The organism is Blastomonas sp. (assembly GCF_030373265.1).
GTDB lineage: Bacteria > Pseudomonadota > Alphaproteobacteria > Sphingomonadales > Sphingomonadaceae > Blastomonas.
In genome coordinates this window covers 1-16,459 of sequence record NZ_JAUCZC010000003.1, presented here as the reverse complement: position 1 = coordinate 16,459, position 16,459 = coordinate 1, and the positions used below count along the sequence as shown (strand labels likewise).

Genomic DNA, 16,459 nt, shown 5'->3' with positions numbered 1-16,459 from the left:
TCCCTTCGTTTCCGAAAGAATGCGCATGAAAGAACCTCGCGGCACCCGGCGTCAGCGCAATGTTCCGACGATCAGCGATGTGGCGGCGCATGCAGGTGTTTCGCCGATGACCGTCAGCCGGGTGATCAACGCCGAAACCAATGTGCGCGACGAAACCCGGCGGCGGGTGGAGGAGGCGATCGCCGCGCTGAATTATGCCCCCAACGCCGCAGCGCGGACGCTGGCCGGTGGCGACGATCTCCGCATCGGCCTGCTCCACTCGAACCCCTCGTTCGCCTATCTCAGCGAGTTTCTGGTCGGCAGCCTCGACCAGGCCAGCCGCAGCAACGTCCATCTGGTGGTCGAGAAATGCGACGAGGATGGCGGCGAGGCGGCAGCGATCGATCACTTGCTGCGTGGCCGCATCGATGGCGTGGTGTTGCCGCCGCCGCTCAGCGATTCGCTGCCGATCCTGTCGGCGCTCAAGGAGCGCGGCATCCCGGTGGTGGCGGTGGCGACAGGCCGCGCGCCCGACTGGGCGCTCTCGGTGAGCATCGACGACCGGCAGGCGGCGTATGACATGACCCGGCATCTGGTCCAACTGGGCCATGCGCGCATCGGCTTCATCACCGGAAACCCCAACCAGACCGCGAGCGCAGAGCGGCTGGAGGGCTATCGCGCGGCGCTGAAGGAGGCGGGATTGAGCGTTGCTGCGGATCTGGTCGCCGACGGCCTGTTCACCTATCGCTCGGGCCTCGATGCCGCAGAACAGCTGCTCGAGCGCGCCGATCCACCGACTGCGATCTTTGCCGCGAACGATGACATGGCCGCCGCGACGGTGGCCATCGCGCATCGCAAGGGGCTGGACGTGCCGGGCGACCTGACGGTGTGCGGGTTCGATGACACCGCGCTTGCTACCACAATCTGGCCCGAACTGACCACGATCCGCCAGCCGGTGATCGAGATGTCGCGCCAGGCGGTCGAGCTGCTGGTCCGCACCATCCGGGGCGGCAAGGGGGCCAGCGCGGATTGCGAGCACGTGCTCGCCGACTACGAGCTGATCCGCAGGCAGTCCGACGCGGCCCCGCGCCGTCGCCCGACGACGCGCAAGCCGCGCTGACCGGATGGGCATCAGCCCTTCATATCTTCCAGCTCGACTCCGCGGGTCTCGACCACCATCTTGCTGACGAAGAAGAACGAAACCGCCGCGAAGAAGGCATAGCCCATATAGGTGAAGGCAAGTCCGGGTGAAGCGGCCAGCGTCGGGAAGCTCACCGAAATCGCGGCATTGGCGATCCATTGCGCAAACCCGGCGACGGCAAGACCCGAGCCGCGGATCTGGTTGGGGAACATTTCGCCCAGCATCACCCACATGATCGGACCCCAGCTGAGGTTGAAGAAGATCACATAGAGGTTCGCCGCGATCAGCGCGATCACGCCATTGTTGCCGGGCAGCGACACGCCGCCGTCGGCGCCGGTGACCGCGGTCGAGAACGCATAGGCGACGACCGACAATGTGACCGCCATGCCTGCCGAACCCAGCAGCAGCAACGGCTTGCGGCCGACCCGGTCGACCAGCAGGATGGTCGCAAGGCACGCGCCGATCGACAGCACGCCCGACAGGATGTTGGTCTGCAGTGCATAGTCTTCGGAAAAGCCAACCGCTTCCCACAAGGCTGCGCCGTAATAGAAGACGACGTTGATGCCGACGAACTGCTGGAAGATCGCAAGGCCGATCCCGGTCCAGACAATCGGGCGAACCTTGCCCGATGTCTTGTCGATGAGATCAGAAAGCCGCGCGCGGTGATGATCGACTGCAAGGCTGTTGCGGATCTCGACGACCTTGCGGTCGGCCTCTGCGGTGCCGAACAGCCGCGACAGCACCACATGCGCATCTGCCTCACGGCCGCGCGCGACCAGATAGCGCGGGCTTTCGGGGATCACCAGCAGCGCAAGGCCATAGATCGCCGCGGGGATCGCCTGCAGCCAGAACATCCAGCGCCAGGCGGGATAGCCCATCCAGAATTCCGCAGTCGATCCACCGGCATAGCGGGCCAGCGCAAAGTTGGCGACGAACGCACCGGTGAGGCCGGTGATGATCATCACCTGCTGCACGCTCGACAGCCGGCCGCGGATATTGGCGGGGGTCACTTCGGAGATATAGACCGGTGAGATGACGCTGGCCGCGCCGACGCCGAGGCCGCCGATGATCCGTGCGATGATGAAGATGATCGACGAGGACGCCGCGCCCGCCATCAAAGCGCTGACCAGGAAAAGCACCGCAGACAGTATCATGACACCGCGGCGTCCGATGCGGTCCGCCATCCGGCCTGCGCCGAACGCGCCGATCGCAGAACCGACCAGAATCGCACCGACATTGACGCCGATGCCGAACTTGCCCAGATCGAACGCGCTCTCGAGCCCCTTCTGGGTGCCGTTGATCACACCCGAATCATAGCCGAACATGAACCCGCCGATCGTCGCCACGGCAACGATAGCGATGATAAACCCTATGTTGACCTGCCCCTCGTTCGGCTGCGCCACAGTCGCCATTCTACCTGCTCCTTGATATGCTTTTGTCGTTATATTTTGGCCGGTACCACCGGCAGGCCGGCAACGCCGGGGTCGAACGAAAACAGATTGCCCGCGAGCGGCTGCGCTTCAAGCGCGGCTTGATCAAGCCCTTTGCGCGCGGTCGTGGCATAAGCAGTGCCAAGGTCGCCGCCGCCAAATGCGATTTTGGTCACATTGGCCACGGGAAAGCGCACGAAGCGCATCAGTGCACCCAATGGGTCATAACGCCGCACGCCCCAGCCGTCGTAGAGCGCGACCCACAGGCAGCCTTCGGCATCGATCACCGATCCGTCAGGGTAGCCTGCACCCTCTTCGATAACGATATGGCGCTCGGGTGTGCCGAGCGTGCCGTCGGAGTCGATTGCGGCCCGCCAGATGGTCTTGCCCAGCGTATCGGTGTGATACAGCGTCCGTGCATCGGCGCTGATCGCCGGGCCATTGGTGATCGCCACCGGCGGCAGTCCGGTGTCGCGGCACGCGCCTGCATCGCAACGATACAACCGGCCGGTCTTCTGCGCCTCGCCATCGTCCATGCTGCCGAGCCACAGGCGGCCCGTGCTGTCGGTTGCGGCGTCGTTGAGCCGGTTGCCGGGTTGGCCCGGCTCGGGATCATGCAGCAGCGCGAACTGCCCGGTCGCCGGATCGAACCGGTGCAACCCGGTCTTCACCCCGGCGATCATGTCGCCGCGCTTGGAAGGCAGCACCCAGCCGACTTGGTCGGGCGCGTTCCAGTCGCGGCTGCTCGCATCGGACGGGTCGAAGCAGTGCAGCTTCCTGCTCTTGATATCGACGAACCAGAGCCTGTTATCGGTCCACACCGGCCCTTCGCCCAGCATTGCGGCGACCGAGAGGACCGAGGCGACGGTCATGTCAGCGCCACCCGGCATCGACGAAATACTCATGGCCGGTGCACATCCGCGCATCGTCCGAGGCGAGGAACAGCGCGAGCGCGGCGACGTCCACCGGCTGGATCCGTTCGCTCAGGCATTGCGACGCGACGATTTCGGCTTCGCCCTCGGGGGTGTACCATTTCTGCTGCCGCGGGGTCTGGACGTTGCCCGGGACGATCGTCGTGACGCGGATGTTGTCGCGGCCAAGATCGCGCGCGAGGCCCCGCGTCATGCCCTCGATCGCGGCCTTGGCGGTCTGGTACAGCACCAGATCGGCGAGTCCCAGATGCCAGCTGATCGATCCGAAGTTGATGATCACACCGCCGCCTGCCGTGCGCATCGCCGGAACCACCGCCTGCGCGGCGAAGAACAGGTGGCGCAGGTTGGTGGCCATCCGATCGTCCCAGTACTCCGGGGTGACGTCGGTGATGCTGTGGCGATCGTCATTGGCGGCGTTGTTGATCAGGACATCGATCCCGCCAAGTTCGGCCTGCATCGTCGCCATACAGGCTTTCAGCGTCTCGAGATCGCGCAGATCGCAGTGATGATAGCGGGTTCCGGGCAGGCGCGCTGCCAGCGTCTCACCGGCGGCATCGTCGACATCAAGGAACGCGATATGTGCGCCCTGCTGCGCGAACCGTTCGACCAAGGCCGCGCCGATTCCGCTGGCACCACCGGTGATCAGCACGCGCTTGCCGGCAAGGCTGGGGTAGATCGCGGTGTCGCCGCGCGCGTCGATGGCTGCCATCTGGGTCATGCCGCACCTCGCAACAGGCCGCGGCCCGCCAAATTGGTCATCAATGCGCCGATCCCCATCTGCCAGGGCGCAGCATCCCTGGAGGTGACCACGCGGTTGACCAGGCGGCCAAGCTTGTCGTTCTCGATCGTCACAATATCACCGACCTTGTGGGTAAAGCCCCGGCCTGCATCGTCGCGGTCCTGCACCGGTGCAAACAAGGTGCCCAGGAACAGCGCAAAGCCATCGGGATACTGATGCTCGCTCAGCGTCTGGCGCACCAGATCGAGCGGATCGCGGCTGATCTCGCGCATGTTGCTCTCCCCCTTGAGCTCATAGCCATCGGCGCCGGTGATCGTCAGGCGGACATCGGCCTCGCGGACATCGTCGATCGAAAAGGTCTCGTCGAACAGCCGCACCAGCGGCCCGAGCGCGCACGAGGCATTGTTGTCCTTGGCCTTGCCCAGCAGCAGCGCAGAGCGGCCTTCGAAATCGCGAAGGTTGACGTCGTTGCCCAGCATCGCGCCGACAGCATCGCCCGCGCTGTTCACCAGCAGGGCAATTTCGGGTTCGGGGTTGTTCCAGTGCGAATCGGAGCGGATGCCGATCTCGGCGTCGCCGCCCATCGATGCCAGCACCGGCGCCTTGGTGAACACCTCGGCATCGGGACCGATCGCGACCTCGAGATATTGCGACCACAATCCGTCGTCGATGAGCGCGGTCTTGAGAGCTGCAGCTTCGGGAGACCCCGGAACCACCGACCGGATCGAGCCGCCGACGCGGGATTCGAGGCGCTCGCGAATGGCCGAAGCGGCGCTCCAGTCGCCGCGGGCGCGTTCTTCGATCACGCGCTCGATGGCCGAGACCGCAAAGGTGACGCCGCACGCCTTGACGCATTGTAGATCGACCGGGCTGAGCAGGGTAATGCTGTCTGGCTGATACGGCCCGAGATGCTCGCCGCCTGCGCCGCTGAAGTCACCGCGTTCGACAAGTGCGGCACAGGTGGGTGCCGCTTGCGCCATGTCGTACAGTTCGCCGCGCACGATGAGGATGGGGCTTGGACCGGCATCGGTGAGCATCCGCCCCACGAACACGCCTGTCGTCCAGTCGTCGGGCAATGCCGACCGAATGTCTTGGGAAACCCCCTCCATGTATCAAACCTTCTTGTTTTCTGATAGCGCTACCATCACGGTTTTGATGGTCTTGTCAAGCGCGGAAGGTGCGATGCCAGGATGCTAGCCTTTGGGAACATCGGTAAGCCCCAATGGCAGCCCTCGGGGCTCTGCCGATACCTGTACCCGTTCAAGAAAGCCGAAGCCAAGGCATCGAGACGGGAGATAACTTGAGGGATTCGAACCTGTAGCCCCTGCTATCGTTGACCGGCGTCCTAAATGGCCCTCTTTTGTAAGCGAACAAGTTCGTGCCGAACGCCCGAAAATCGGGGGCCTTGCTACCAAGGCGATGGATTGGTGGCTTCGGTCGGGAGCAGACGTTCGCGGTAACTGAGCTGAATGATCGGCCTTGGGTCGGGAGCGGACGGCGCTATCCGATGCCGCCATACCGTCTGTGCAGCTATGGTCGCACAGCGCCCTTAGTTGCGTGCGATTGCGGCTGGGAGGATGAACGAGCCCATGATCCGGTCGCGGAACGCGTTGCGCGTTCGGCCATCGCTGTAATTTCCTGCCTGGATCATCACCGTCATGTCCAGATCGGGGACGACGAACAGCATCTGACCGCCGTTGCCACTGGCGAAATAGGTATCAATCGACCGCCCATCGACGTCGAATGTCTGCCGCCACCAGCCATATCCATAATCGCCTGGCTGGTTCATCGCGGAATGCGCGGCGGCTGACTGGCGTACCCACTCTTGAGAAACCAGCCGTCTGCCCTTCCACACGCCGCCATCGAGATAAACCTGTCCCAGCTTGAGGAAGTCGCGAGGGCGCAGCCGAATGCCGCCGCCCATATAGGCGTCCTGCGTGGGCGAGAGGTTCATCTGGTAATAGGGGATTTCGAGCGGATCGGCGAAATTCTCCTGAAAGAACCGCAGCAGGCTGACGCCCGTTGTTCGTTGAAGCGCGCCGCCGATCAGATTGATTCCGGCGGTGCAATAAAAGCTGCTGTCTCCCGGGGCGCTGACCATCGGCAGGTCCAGCGCATAGCGGTACCAGTCGGGCTGGGCGTCCTGCGACTGCATGGTATCCTCGTTGCCCGGACTGTCAGGATTGTCGTCTCGGCAGTCGAGCCCCGACGACATGGAAACGAGGTGTCGCAGCGTTATCAGGCGTTTGCGCGGATCGGGATTGGCGAAGCGCTCAACGCCCCCGAACAGCGGATAGACCGGCGTATCGAGGCTCTGGAAAATGCCTTTGTGCAAGGCAATGCCCAGCAAGGCAGAGCCGATCGTTTTGCCCGCCGAGCGGGAATCATGGGGCTGATTGCGATCATACCCGTGGAAATACTCCTCCATTACAAGCCTGCCGCGATGCGCGATCAACAGCGCGTGAATATAGGGCTCGCGCAGGCCCCCCGGATCGCTCGCCGCGATCGAGGCAACCAGTTCGGTCAGTAGATCGGCATTGAGCCCCGTGCTGTCCGGCTCTGCGGTCTGCCAGCCATCGGCCACGTCGGCCGGCCGGTAGAGCTTTGTTACGGGGGTCGCGGATCGGCGGGGATAGAAGGTCGGCGCAGCATCGCGCCCGCGTCGTGTGAAGTCGAGCGTTTCGCCGAAGCGCGGAAACACCATCGAGAAGCGTTCGCCGCGTTCGGCGCTCCGTCCGGTGGCCAGCAGTTCGCCATCGGCGTTGCGGAAGCGCAGGTCTTTTCCGACAACATCGACTGTCTCGATGCGGAACCACATGCCCAGGTTGCGCTCGCGTTCGCGCAGGAAGGTGCGGTAGCGCTGGTCGACCCCAGCGATATCACCCGTCTCGGCAATAAGCGGGATGTTGAGCGTCACCTCCTGCACATAAGGCACGATGGTGCCGCGATAGCCCGCGCCATCATCAAAAGCCGCGAAGTCGAGCGGAGTGGCATAAGAATGGTTCTGGACGGGCCCCGGCGGCTGAATCCAGTGGCCGCGGATCCGTGAGCGGGCGTTCGCCTGATGGCCGACAAACCGTCCCTGGTCGAAAAAGTTGAAAGTCCACTCCACCGATCCGTCGGCCGCTTCGCTGCGCTCAACCGGCACGGTGTCCCCCTCGATCAAGGCAACCCAGCTGTGGGGGGTGCGTGACAAGGTGACCGGACCGGAAACGGCGTGGCCGAAGCGCTTTTCGGCCACCCATACACCTTGCCAGATTACGGGGCCCGAAGGTGCTGCGGAAGGTGAAGGCTGAGCCAGCGCAGGCGCACAAGCCATAGTAAGGCCGCAGACTGCGAACACAGCAGCCCTGATATGCCCGGTCATGATCGTCTCCCCGTGGTCGATCCTGTTTCCGAATGCCTAGGTAGCGTCGCGCGACCATGAGGCATAGCGCGTTTATGGCAGCTGATGTGTCAATGAGTTCACATCCGTGTTGAGCGGTCAGGCCGTTGGGTAGCCGACCCCGCTGCTTCGCCGGTCGCAACCAGTGCTAGGCCCGGCGTGACTGGAGATGGGAGGTTAGCGGGCCTTATGAGGATTGGACGGAGGCACGGCCCGTCTCTTCCATCAGCCAATCGCGAAAGTGCCGCATGGCTGAATTTTCGGGACGCGATATCAGGCGAGTGAGCCAGTAGGAGCCCACGTCGACCTCAAACGGGAAGGGTTGGACAAGCAGTTCTGACGCCAGTTCGCGGGTGAACATCGCCGTCGGAACCAGCGCGATGCCGAGACCGGCGGCGGCGGCGGATCCCATCAGCGCCGAACTGTCGAAGATGGGACCGCGGAGATTCGGGGCGGGTACGCCGGCGGCGTCGAACCACAACGCCCATTCATCAGGGCGGTAGGAGCGCAACAGCTGCTCGTGGACGAGATCGGCGGGAGATTTGAGCCGTGCTGCAATGGCTGGAGCGCAGACCGGAGTCATCGGCGCCCTGAGCATAGGTTCGGCATGGGTGCCGTGCCACGCACCGTCGCCGAAACGGATCGCAAAATCCAGCGCTTCGGCGACCAGGTCGACGCGGTTGTTGTTGGTCGAGATACGCAGATCAATCGACGGATGGGCACGGGCGAAGCTGTCGAGCCTCGGGAGCAACCAGCCGGTTGCAAAGGTCCCCACAACGCCGACCTTCAGGGGTTCCCGGAAGCGGCCTTCGCCGTACTGGTCGAGCGTCGCGGCCACACGATCAAACATCTCGGCGAGTACGGGAACAAGCACATGACCTTCGTCAGTGAGCGCGAGTCCACGCGGCAGTCGGTGGAAGAGGCGAGCGCCCAGGCGGCGTTCCAACTGCGCGACCTGATGACTCACGGCGCCCTGACTGACGCAAAGCTCGATCGCAGCGCGGGTGAAATTGAGATGGCGTGCCGCCGCCTCGAAGGCACGCAGGGCGTTGAGTGGGAGTTGGGCGCGGTCCATCACCTACCCATCAAATGTTCTCATGGCTTTGTCGAGAAATCATGCTTTGTCCCGCGCTCGGCCGATCGGCATTCCGGGGGCGAAAGGAAAAAGGATGATCAAACTAATGACAGTCGCGGCTTGGCTCGCGGGCATGAGCGGCATGGCAGGGTGCAATGCGCACGAAGCGCGGGCGCCGGTGGTCGTGGGCGCGGCTCTAAACGCGGCGCCGCATGCAGAAGACGACCCTCTGACAAGACCGATGGAGCTGAAAAGAGCGCAGAGATGGCTGGCGCCTTTGCCGCCCGAGAAAATTTTCGGTGGCAGTTATCTCGTGGGGTTCGCCGGTCTGAGCGTCGCGCTGATCGATACGGGTGCGGGGCTGGTACTGATTGACGGCGCGCTGCCGCAAGCGGCGCCAGCCATCCTGGACAATGTCCGCAGCTTGGGGTTCGACCCCAAAGACATCAAATTTATTCTGAGCACCGAGCCGCATTATGACCATAGCGGTGGCCTTGCGGCGCTGGCCCGTGACACCGGCGCGACGGTGATTGCGAGCGCCCGGGGTGCTGACGGCTTGCGGGCTGGAGCGCTGCTGGAAGATGACCCGCAGTTCGCTTATGGCGGCGTCTGGCCGCGCGTGACCCAGATCCGGGTGGTCGAGGACGGCGAAGTGATACAGCTTGGGCACACGGCGATAACCGCGCACGCAACGCCGGGGCACACCATGGGCAGCATGAGCTGGAGCTGGCGGGCATGCGAGGTTCAGGTGTGCAAGGCGATTGTCTTCGCGTCCAGCCTCAACCCTGCATCCGCCGACGGCTATCGCTACACCGCACCGTCAAGCGAGCCGATCCTCAGAGGCTTCACGGCGAGCCACAGTCTTATGGATGGACTGCCATGCGACATCCTTATCTCCGCGCACCCCGATAATGCAGGCGAAGGACGATACAACGACAGACCAGGCGCATGCCGCACATACGTCGCGCGGTCCCGCGGACTGCTTGCGAACCGGCTTGAGGCTGAACGCAACGGGACAGCGAAGTAGGCGCGATCTGCTCTTGGCTTTACGCGCGCTTCCAGCGGCAGGCCAGATGGGCGACGGGGCAACACAATGTTGCCCGTCATTGCGTCGTTGGGCCGATTTGACGCCGTTTTGGAAATTGCGCGCTGGACCATTGGCCCGATAGCGGCTTGGCCGGTCGTGAAAGCAAGGCGATGCGCTGGTATGGCCATCGGCGCGTGGAGGGTAGGCGATACGCTTTTTGTACTGTCGGCTATGCAATTTGCAGCTATCCGATCACCATGACCATCGCTGAATTCGACACCGCAATACGTTTGGGCGCTGGAAGCATTTTTCTCCTGCTTGCATGGCTCATGCTCAGCCATCGACGGCAGCTTGGGTTGCCCAGCCATCTGTTTGCACCTCTTGCATTGTGCGTCGCCGGGTTCGTCATCGGCAATACGCCGCTCTCGTCATTCCGGCCGATGGGACTGCTGGGCAATTTCGCCCATGCCGTCAGCGGCTTCACCGTCATTTTCCTGTGGTGGTTCTCGCTGTCGTGCTTCGATAGCCGCTTCCGGTTGAGGGGCGGTGTCCTGGTCGTGGGGCTGGCCTGGGCTGCCATTGCCGCGACTGATCGCGGCCCGCTCGGCGACGCGTTCGCCAACGCCGGGCTGTCGCATGGGCTCGTGCTGCTGGGCTTTGCTATCGTGGGCCATCTTATCTGGCGGCTTCTGGACGAGCGCCAGGGCGACCTAATCCAGCAGCGCCACGACGCGCGCGTCCTGGTTGCCGTGCTGCTTGGCGGGATGTTGCTTATCGACTTGGCCGCAGACGTGCTGTTTGGTTTCGACTGGCGGCCCCTCGCTTTCTCAATGACACAGAACGCCATGATCCTCGTCTTCGGCCTTTGGCTTGCAAGCCGATTGCTGACCGTTCGGGCCGACGTGCTGACGTTCGGTGTTGCCGCTGGCGCGGCGAGGCCGGGCTCGGCGGACGCGCCTGGTAACCGTCAACACGATGATGCCCTGCACCGCCGATTGTCCGTGCTGATCGGGAAGGACCGCGTGCATCTCGATCCCGAGCTGACCTTCGCCCAGTTCGTTGTTCTTATGGGAGCGCCGGAGCGCAACGTCCGGACGCTGGTCAATCAGCAAATGGGTTATGATCATTTCCGCGCGTTTCTGAATCACCATCGGGTCGTGGAGGCGTGTCGTCTGTTGGAAGACCGCGATAGCGAGGCCAAACTTATCACTATTGCGCTGGATAGCGGCTTTGCATCGCTCGCCAGCTTCAACCGCTCTTTCCGGGCTATCCGGGGATGCACGCCGAGTGCATACCGGGCCGCGGCCCACCAGCCCATCGCACGGGCCCAGCGCGCTGCGAAAGCCGGGTTTTGAGGAGCGAAAAACCGCTTTCTGATGAGCCAGATAGGCCATCGGCAGCTAGGCAGAGCGCGCACACTTAACGAAAGGCACGCGCGTGAACGGAATGATCGGCCTGGCAGGAACACTCGTGCTTCTGCTCCTGCTAGGAACAGCTCTGGGCATCGCCGATCGCCGAAATTTTTCTCCCCGGTGGCTGCTGACGGCCGCGCTGCTTGTCGCGATCAATGACGCCTTGCTCACCCGGTGCTACGGCCTGCTGCCCGACGTGATCGGAGGGGAATGGAACTGGCAGGGCAAGCTTGCCGCGCTTGCCGCCACGCTCGCCATTGCAGCAGTGCCGGTTTTTGGTCTGCGTCGATCCGGCTTCACTTGGGCCCAGGAACCCGGCAGCCTGCAGGCAGCGCTGCCGGTAGCGAGTGCCTATTGCGGCTTCTTCGTGATGATCGCCATTCTTTTCCCGTCAGGACAGGCCAGCGCGGAAGATGTCGCGTTCCAGTTGACGATGCCGGGCGTGGAGGAGGAGCCGTTCTATCGCGGCATCCTGCTTTTCGCGCTCGATCAGGCGTTTCGGGGCAGGCAGCGGCTCCTGGGTGTCGACTGGGGCTGGGGCGCGGTGCTGTCGTGCTTTTTGTTCGGCATGGCACATGCCTTCGGCTATTCCGACGGTAGCTTCTCTTTCGATCCCGTCATCATGGCACTCACCGGCATTCCATCCTTCATTGCCGTATGGCTGCGCCTGCGGACAGGAAGCCTGCTGCTCCCCATTCTGCTTCACAATTTCGGCAACTCCTTTTCATTCCTCATTTAGCGTCGAGCGCGGCTTTTCGCGCAGCTCCGATGTCTGTTTTCAGGTCAGACGATCACTGGCCTTATTGACCGAATTTGGGGCGCAAAACTGAATGTCCGATTCGGAGCATTTAATCGGCAGCGTCTGTCAGAAGCAGACGTTCACGGATGCTGACGGGAACGCCTGCGTCTGGGTTGAAATAGCCGGTCTATTTCCGCGCCTATAGATGCCGAAATGAACGACCGGGTCTCGCAGAGTGTTTGGAAACTGACAAACGGCTTCTCGAAACACAGCCGGTCTCGCATTGCTTCTTGCGGAAGCGCCCAAAGACGGGAACTAGAGCGTGGGACCGGACTGGGTGAGATGTCGAAAAGAGCGCGTTTGCGCCGCTTTTTCATTTGAATGGTGGAGCCTAGCGGGATCGAACCGCTGACCTCTACACTGCCAGTGTAGCGCTCTCCCAGCTGAGCTAAGGCCCCATATGCGCCGGGGAAAAGTCACTCCGGCGCTGAGAAGGACAGCCCTTTAGTCGAGCTGCCCGGCGGTGGCAAGGGGCAAATCGCAGCCCCCGCCACCATTAGGTCGTTGGACGTGAAAGCCTCAGCTTTCTTCGTCCTTGTCGTCGGCTGCGGCCACGCCGAGGTCGTCGTCGCCACCCAGATCGACATCGTTGTCGGGCGAATCGCCGTCCTCGTCGATGTCCAGATCCTCGTCCGCCAGATCGACGTCCTCCTTCTCGACGACTTTCTTCTTTTCTTCTTCGAAGGGCAGCGGCTGCTTGGACTTGAGCACCGGCTCGGGGGTCCAGCTGTTGCCGCAGTTGATGCAGGCGACCGGATCGTCCTTGCCCAGGTCATAAAAGCGGGTGCCGCATTTCGGGCAGCTGTGCTTGGCGCCCCATTCAGGCTTGATCATGAATAATGCCTCAGGTTCAATAACATCAAAGATGTAAGGAGAAGTTTGCATATTTCCAGTCGGCAGCGCGGGTGCGCCGCAACAGGAAAATCGGCGTGCGCCTTGCCATAGCTTTATGCCGCTGTCAAAAGCTGCGTCGCATTTGATCCCGGCAGCTGGCTGCCCAACCTGAAATTGTTGCACCCATGGCCCACCTTGCAGACCAGGCTCCGGCAGCGCGCCGCTTTGCCGCATCCGGGCCGTTGACCGGCACCATCCGTGTTCCGGGCGACAAGTCGATCTCGCACCGCGCGCTGATGCTGTCGGCGCTGTGCGTGGGCAAAAGCCGGATATCGGGGCTACTCGAAGGCGAGGATGTGCTCGCCACGGCCGCTGCGATGCGCGCGATGGGCGCGGATATCGTGCGGGGTGATGACGGCATCTGGACGGTGCATGGCGTCGGCGTCGGCGGGCTGATGCAGCCGGCAACTGCGCTCGACATGGGCAACAGCGGTACCTCGACCCGGCTGCTGATGGGGCTGGTGGCGAGCCACCCGATCACCGCGATGTTCACCGGCGATGCGTCCTTGAGCCGCCGCCCGATGGCGCGCGTCACCGATCCGCTGGGCGAAATGGGGGCGGAGTTCAACGCCAGCCCCGGCGGCACGCTCCCGCTGATGGTGCGCGGGATCAGTCCTGCGATCCCGATCAGCTACCGGTTGCCGGTGGCGTCGGCGCAGGTGAAATCCGCAATCCTGCTGGCCGCGCTCAACACGCCGGGGACCACCACGGTGATCGAGCCGGTGGCGACGCGCGACCATAGCGAGAAGATGCTCAAGGGCTTCGGCGCCGATCTGACGGTAGAGACCGATGCCGACGGCGTGCGGCACATTGCGGTCACCGGGCCATGCGACCTGCAGCCGCAGGATATCGAGGTGCCGGGCGATCCGTCATCTGCCGCGTTCTTCATCGTCGCCGCGCTGATCGTGCCGGGGTCTGACCTCACCATCGAGAATGTCGGAATGAACGTCACCCGCACCGGGATCATCACCGTGCTCGAGCAGATGGGCGGGCGGATCGAGCGATTGAACGAACGCACCGTCGGCGGCGAGCCGGTTGCCGACCTGCGCGTGCGGGCGAGCGCGCTCACCGGGATCACCGTCGATCCCACCATCGTCCCGAGCATGGTCGACGAGTTTCCGGTGTTCTTTATCGCCGCGGCGATGGCCAGCGGCACGACGACCACCAGCGGGCTCGACGAGCTGCGGGTCAAGGAATCGGACCGGCTGGCGACAATGGCGCGCGGGCTCGAGGCGATCGGCGTTGGGGTCGAGGAGCGCGAGGATGGGCTGGTGATCACCGGCAGCGGCGGCGGCGCGTTGCGTGGCGGCGGACCGGTGGCGACCCTGCTCGACCACCGCATCGCAATGAGCTTTGCAATCGCGGGGTTGGTGAGCAGGGATGGCGTGGAGGTGGACGACACGCGCCCGATCGCCACCAGCTTCCCCGACTTCCTGCACCTGCTCGCAACCAGCACGGGGGCGGCATGACCCCGTTGCTCGCCAACATCATCGGCGTGATGGGCAGCGTGCTGTTCATCAGCGCCTTTGCCTATGCCAACAGGGTCGAGAAGATCGACAAATTGCTGTTCAACGCGGTCAATCTGGTGGGCGCGATCCTGCTGCTGATATCGTTGTGGGTGCACTTCAACCTCGCCGCCTTCATCCTCGAGAGCGCATGGGCGGTAATCGCGCTGTTTGGCCTTGCCAAAGCGATCCGTGAGCGCAGGACGGGAGCTGCAGGCCAATGAATACGAGACTTCGCTTCTTGGCGAGTGGATTGGCCGCCGCGCTGGTGCTGTCCGGCTGCACGCAGACCGCCGCGCCCGGTCCGCGGCTCGCCAGCGACGCCCAGATCGAAACCGCGCAATCCGCGCCGGTCGTCGACGAAACCGCGATCGCCATGCGCTGGAACGAGCGGCTCGCCCCGTTCACGATCATCGACAACGTCCATTTTGTCGGCACCCATGGGCTGGGCGTCTTCCTGATCACAACGCCGGACGGACATGTCCTGATCGACGGCGCGCTGGCGCAATCGGTGCCGCAGATCCTGGACAACATCCGCGCGCTGGGCTTCGACCCCAGCGACATCAAGTATCTGCTCAACACCCACGCGCATTACGACCACGCGGCGGGCCTGGCCGGGCTGCAGCGCGCGAGCGGTGCGGTGATGATCGCCAGTGCGGCGGACAAACCCTATCTCGAGGCTGGCCGGATCGATCATGGGCCGACCCAGGATGCGATGTTCCCGCCGGTTCGCGTCGACCGCGTGGTGGGAGATGGCGATACGGTGGCGCTGGGCGGCGCGATGCTGACTGCGCATCTGACGCCAGGTCATTCGCCCGGCTGTACCTCGTGGTCGATGGCTGCGAAGGACTCGAAAGGTTTGCCGCGCAGCGTATTCCTGCATTGCAGCGCCTCGCTGGGCGGCCAATCTCTGGTGCCCGAAGCCTATCCCGGCATGATCGCCAATTATCGTGCGACCTTCGCGAAGGTCCGCGGCATGCAGGCCGACGTTTTCCTCGCCAATCATGACATCTTCTTCGATCTGCACGCCAAACGCGCGCGGCAGCTGGCGGGCGACCGCGATGCCTTCGTCGATGCTTTGGAGCTGCAGCGGTTCAATACGGAGATGGAGCAGGGCTTCCAGGAAGCGCTGGCCGAGCAGCAGGCGGCGAAGCGATGATCATTGCCGTCGACGGACCCACCGCCAGCGGCAAAGGGACGATCGCCAAGGCGCTGGCGGCGCATTTCGGGCTGCCGCATCTCGATACCGGACTGCTGTACCGGGCCGTTGGCGTGAATGCGGTGCGCTTGGGCGGTGACCCCGACAATGCCGACGAAGCGCTGGCGGGCTGCGCGTTCGATGCTGCGCTGCTGCTCGACGAGCACCTGCGTTCGGAGACCGCGGGCGGGCTTGCCAGCCGTGCTTCGCGCCATCCCGAGGTGCGGGCAGCCTTGCTCGAGCGGCAGCGCAGTTTTGCGTGTCAGCCGGGAGGCGCTGTGCTCGACGGGCGCGACATCGGTACGGTGATCGCGCCGGAGGCCGAGGCCAAGCTGTTCGTCACCGCGAGCGTCGCTGCGCGCGCCGGGCGGCGCTGCGCCGAGATGCGCGGACGCGGTGAGGATGTGACGCTGGAAGAGATCATCGCGGATCTCGCTGCACGCGATGCGCGCGATTCGCAGCGGGCTGTTGCACCGCTTAGGCCCGCCGACGACGCGCTCTTGCTAGATACCAGCGATTTGACTATAGGGCAGGCCGTTCAAAGGGCCATAGAGCTGGTGAACGGCAGGACGCAAGGCGGACAAACGCCCCAGTCTTAGATGTTTCGATCATCGTGAACATCGCCCGCGCCGATGACGGCCCGCGCGATGGTTCGCGCTTTTCGCATATCCAGCTGCCGCCGCCGAATCCTAGCTTTTTGGGCGCTTTCCGGCGCATTCGGCCCGGGGGGCAGGTTAGGCCAAGACCGCCGGGGACAACCGGCTGGCCGGACAAAACGTTTTAAGGAATACAGGATTTATGGCCTCAACGGCATTTCCCAGCCGCGATGATTTCGCAGCACTTCTCGACGAATCGCTTGGTGGCGGAGCCGCTTCGGATGGCGGATTCGAAGGCCGCGTCGTCAAGGGCACGGTTACCGCGATCGAAAACGACAAGGCGGTCA

15 protein-coding genes and 1 tRNA gene are annotated in these 16,459 nt (G+C 63.6%); 8 read left to right on the top strand and 8 right to left on the bottom strand.

Annotated elements, in window-relative coordinates; translation table 11 throughout:
• Positions 1-25 precede the first annotated feature (25 nt).
• Positions 26-1,099, top strand: coding sequence for a LacI family DNA-binding transcriptional regulator (locus QUV11_RS02245; protein WP_300880336.1), 1,074 nt, complete (start codon positions 26-28; stop codon positions 1,097-1,099).
• A gap of 11 nt (positions 1,100-1,110) precedes the next feature.
• On the opposite strand, the gene QUV11_RS02240 is transcribed toward QUV11_RS02245, so the two are convergent.
• The 6 genes from QUV11_RS02240 to QUV11_RS02215 form a co-directional block, all read right to left on the bottom strand.
• On the bottom strand, positions 1,111-2,523 hold the full coding sequence (locus tag QUV11_RS02240) for a sugar porter family MFS transporter (protein ID WP_300880499.1): 1,413 nt from the start codon (positions 2,521-2,523) through the stop codon (positions 1,111-1,113).
• Between the two features lie 38 nt (positions 2,524-2,561).
• Positions 2,562-3,455 (bottom strand): SMP-30/gluconolactonase/LRE family protein, encoded by an 894-nt coding sequence (locus QUV11_RS02235; protein WP_300880335.1) that lies wholly within the window; start codon positions 3,453-3,455, stop codon positions 2,562-2,564.
• Complete coding sequence (locus QUV11_RS02230) at positions 3,424-4,200, bottom strand: SDR family NAD(P)-dependent oxidoreductase (protein WP_300880334.1); 777 nt, start codon at positions 4,198-4,200, stop codon at positions 3,424-3,426. Before QUV11_RS02230 ends, QUV11_RS02235 begins: the two co-directional genes overlap by 32 nt.
• Positions 4,197-5,330 carry a fumarylacetoacetate hydrolase family protein gene (locus QUV11_RS02225; protein ID WP_300880333.1) on the bottom strand — a complete coding sequence of 378 codons (1,134 nt, stop codon included), beginning with the start codon at positions 5,328-5,330 and terminating at the stop codon, positions 4,197-4,199. Before QUV11_RS02225 ends, QUV11_RS02230 begins: the two co-directional genes overlap by 4 nt.
• Before the next feature lie 440 nt (positions 5,331-5,770).
• A complete protein-coding gene (locus tag QUV11_RS02220; protein ID WP_300880332.1) occupies positions 5,771-7,462 on the bottom strand; it encodes a serine hydrolase in 1,692 nt (563 codons plus the stop codon).
• Between the two features lie 331 nt (positions 7,463-7,793).
• Positions 7,794-8,681 (bottom strand): LysR family transcriptional regulator, encoded by an 888-nt coding sequence (locus QUV11_RS02215; RefSeq protein ID WP_300880331.1) that lies wholly within the window; start codon positions 8,679-8,681, stop codon positions 7,794-7,796.
• A gap of 133 nt (positions 8,682-8,814) precedes the next feature.
• On the opposite strand from QUV11_RS02215, the gene bla (QUV11_RS02210) reads away from it, so the two are divergent.
• The 3 genes from bla (QUV11_RS02210) (at position 8,815) to QUV11_RS02200 (ending at position 11,859) form a co-directional block, all read left to right on the top strand.
• Positions 8,815-9,708 carry a subclass B3 metallo-beta-lactamase gene (gene bla, locus QUV11_RS02210; protein ID WP_300880330.1) on the top strand — a complete coding sequence of 298 codons (894 nt, stop codon included), beginning with the start codon at positions 8,815-8,817 and terminating at the stop codon, positions 9,706-9,708.
• A 257-nt stretch (positions 9,709-9,965) separates the two neighbouring features.
• A complete protein-coding gene (locus QUV11_RS02205) occupies positions 9,966-11,063 on the top strand; it encodes an AraC family transcriptional regulator (RefSeq protein WP_300880329.1) in 1,098 nt (365 codons plus the stop codon).
• Between the two features lie 91 nt (positions 11,064-11,154).
• Positions 11,155-11,859: a CPBP family intramembrane glutamic endopeptidase gene (locus tag QUV11_RS02200; protein ID WP_300880498.1), complete on the top strand. Its 705-nt coding sequence runs from the start codon at positions 11,155-11,157 to the stop codon at positions 11,857-11,859.
• Positions 11,860-12,241: 382 nt separating this feature from the next.
• Here the strand turns inward: QUV11_RS02200 and QUV11_RS02195 are convergent.
• Together QUV11_RS02195 and QUV11_RS02190 are read right to left on the bottom strand one after the other, a co-directional pair.
• Positions 12,242-12,317: transfer RNA gene (locus tag QUV11_RS02195), tRNA-Ala, on the bottom strand.
• Positions 12,318-12,438: 121 nt separating this feature from the next.
• A complete protein-coding gene (locus tag QUV11_RS02190) occupies positions 12,439-12,753 on the bottom strand; it encodes a TIGR02300 family protein (RefSeq protein ID WP_300880328.1) in 315 nt (104 codons plus the stop codon).
• Positions 12,754-12,938: 185 nt separating this feature from the next.
• On the opposite strand from QUV11_RS02190, the gene aroA reads away from it, so the two are divergent.
• The 4 genes from aroA to cmk are packed head-to-tail and all read left to right on the top strand — an operon-like array spanning position 12,939 to position 16,115.
• A complete protein-coding gene (gene aroA / locus QUV11_RS02185) occupies positions 12,939-14,282 on the top strand; it encodes a 3-phosphoshikimate 1-carboxyvinyltransferase (protein ID WP_300880327.1) in 1,344 nt (447 codons plus the stop codon).
• Positions 14,279-14,542, top strand: a complete 264-nt coding sequence (locus QUV11_RS02180; RefSeq protein ID WP_300880326.1) for a hypothetical protein — start codon at positions 14,279-14,281, stop codon at positions 14,540-14,542. The genes aroA and QUV11_RS02180 overlap by 4 nt, the downstream gene beginning before the upstream one ends.
• Entirely contained in the window at positions 14,539-15,477 is a 939-nt protein-coding gene (gene bla, locus QUV11_RS02175) for a subclass B3 metallo-beta-lactamase (protein ID WP_300880325.1), read from the top strand. The genes QUV11_RS02180 and bla (QUV11_RS02175) overlap by 4 nt, the downstream gene beginning before the upstream one ends.
• Positions 15,474-16,115: a (d)CMP kinase gene (gene cmk, locus QUV11_RS02170; RefSeq protein WP_300880324.1), complete on the top strand. Its 642-nt coding sequence runs from the start codon at positions 15,474-15,476 to the stop codon at positions 16,113-16,115. Before bla (QUV11_RS02175) ends, cmk begins: the two co-directional genes overlap by 4 nt.
• Positions 16,116-16,459 lie beyond the last annotated feature (344 nt).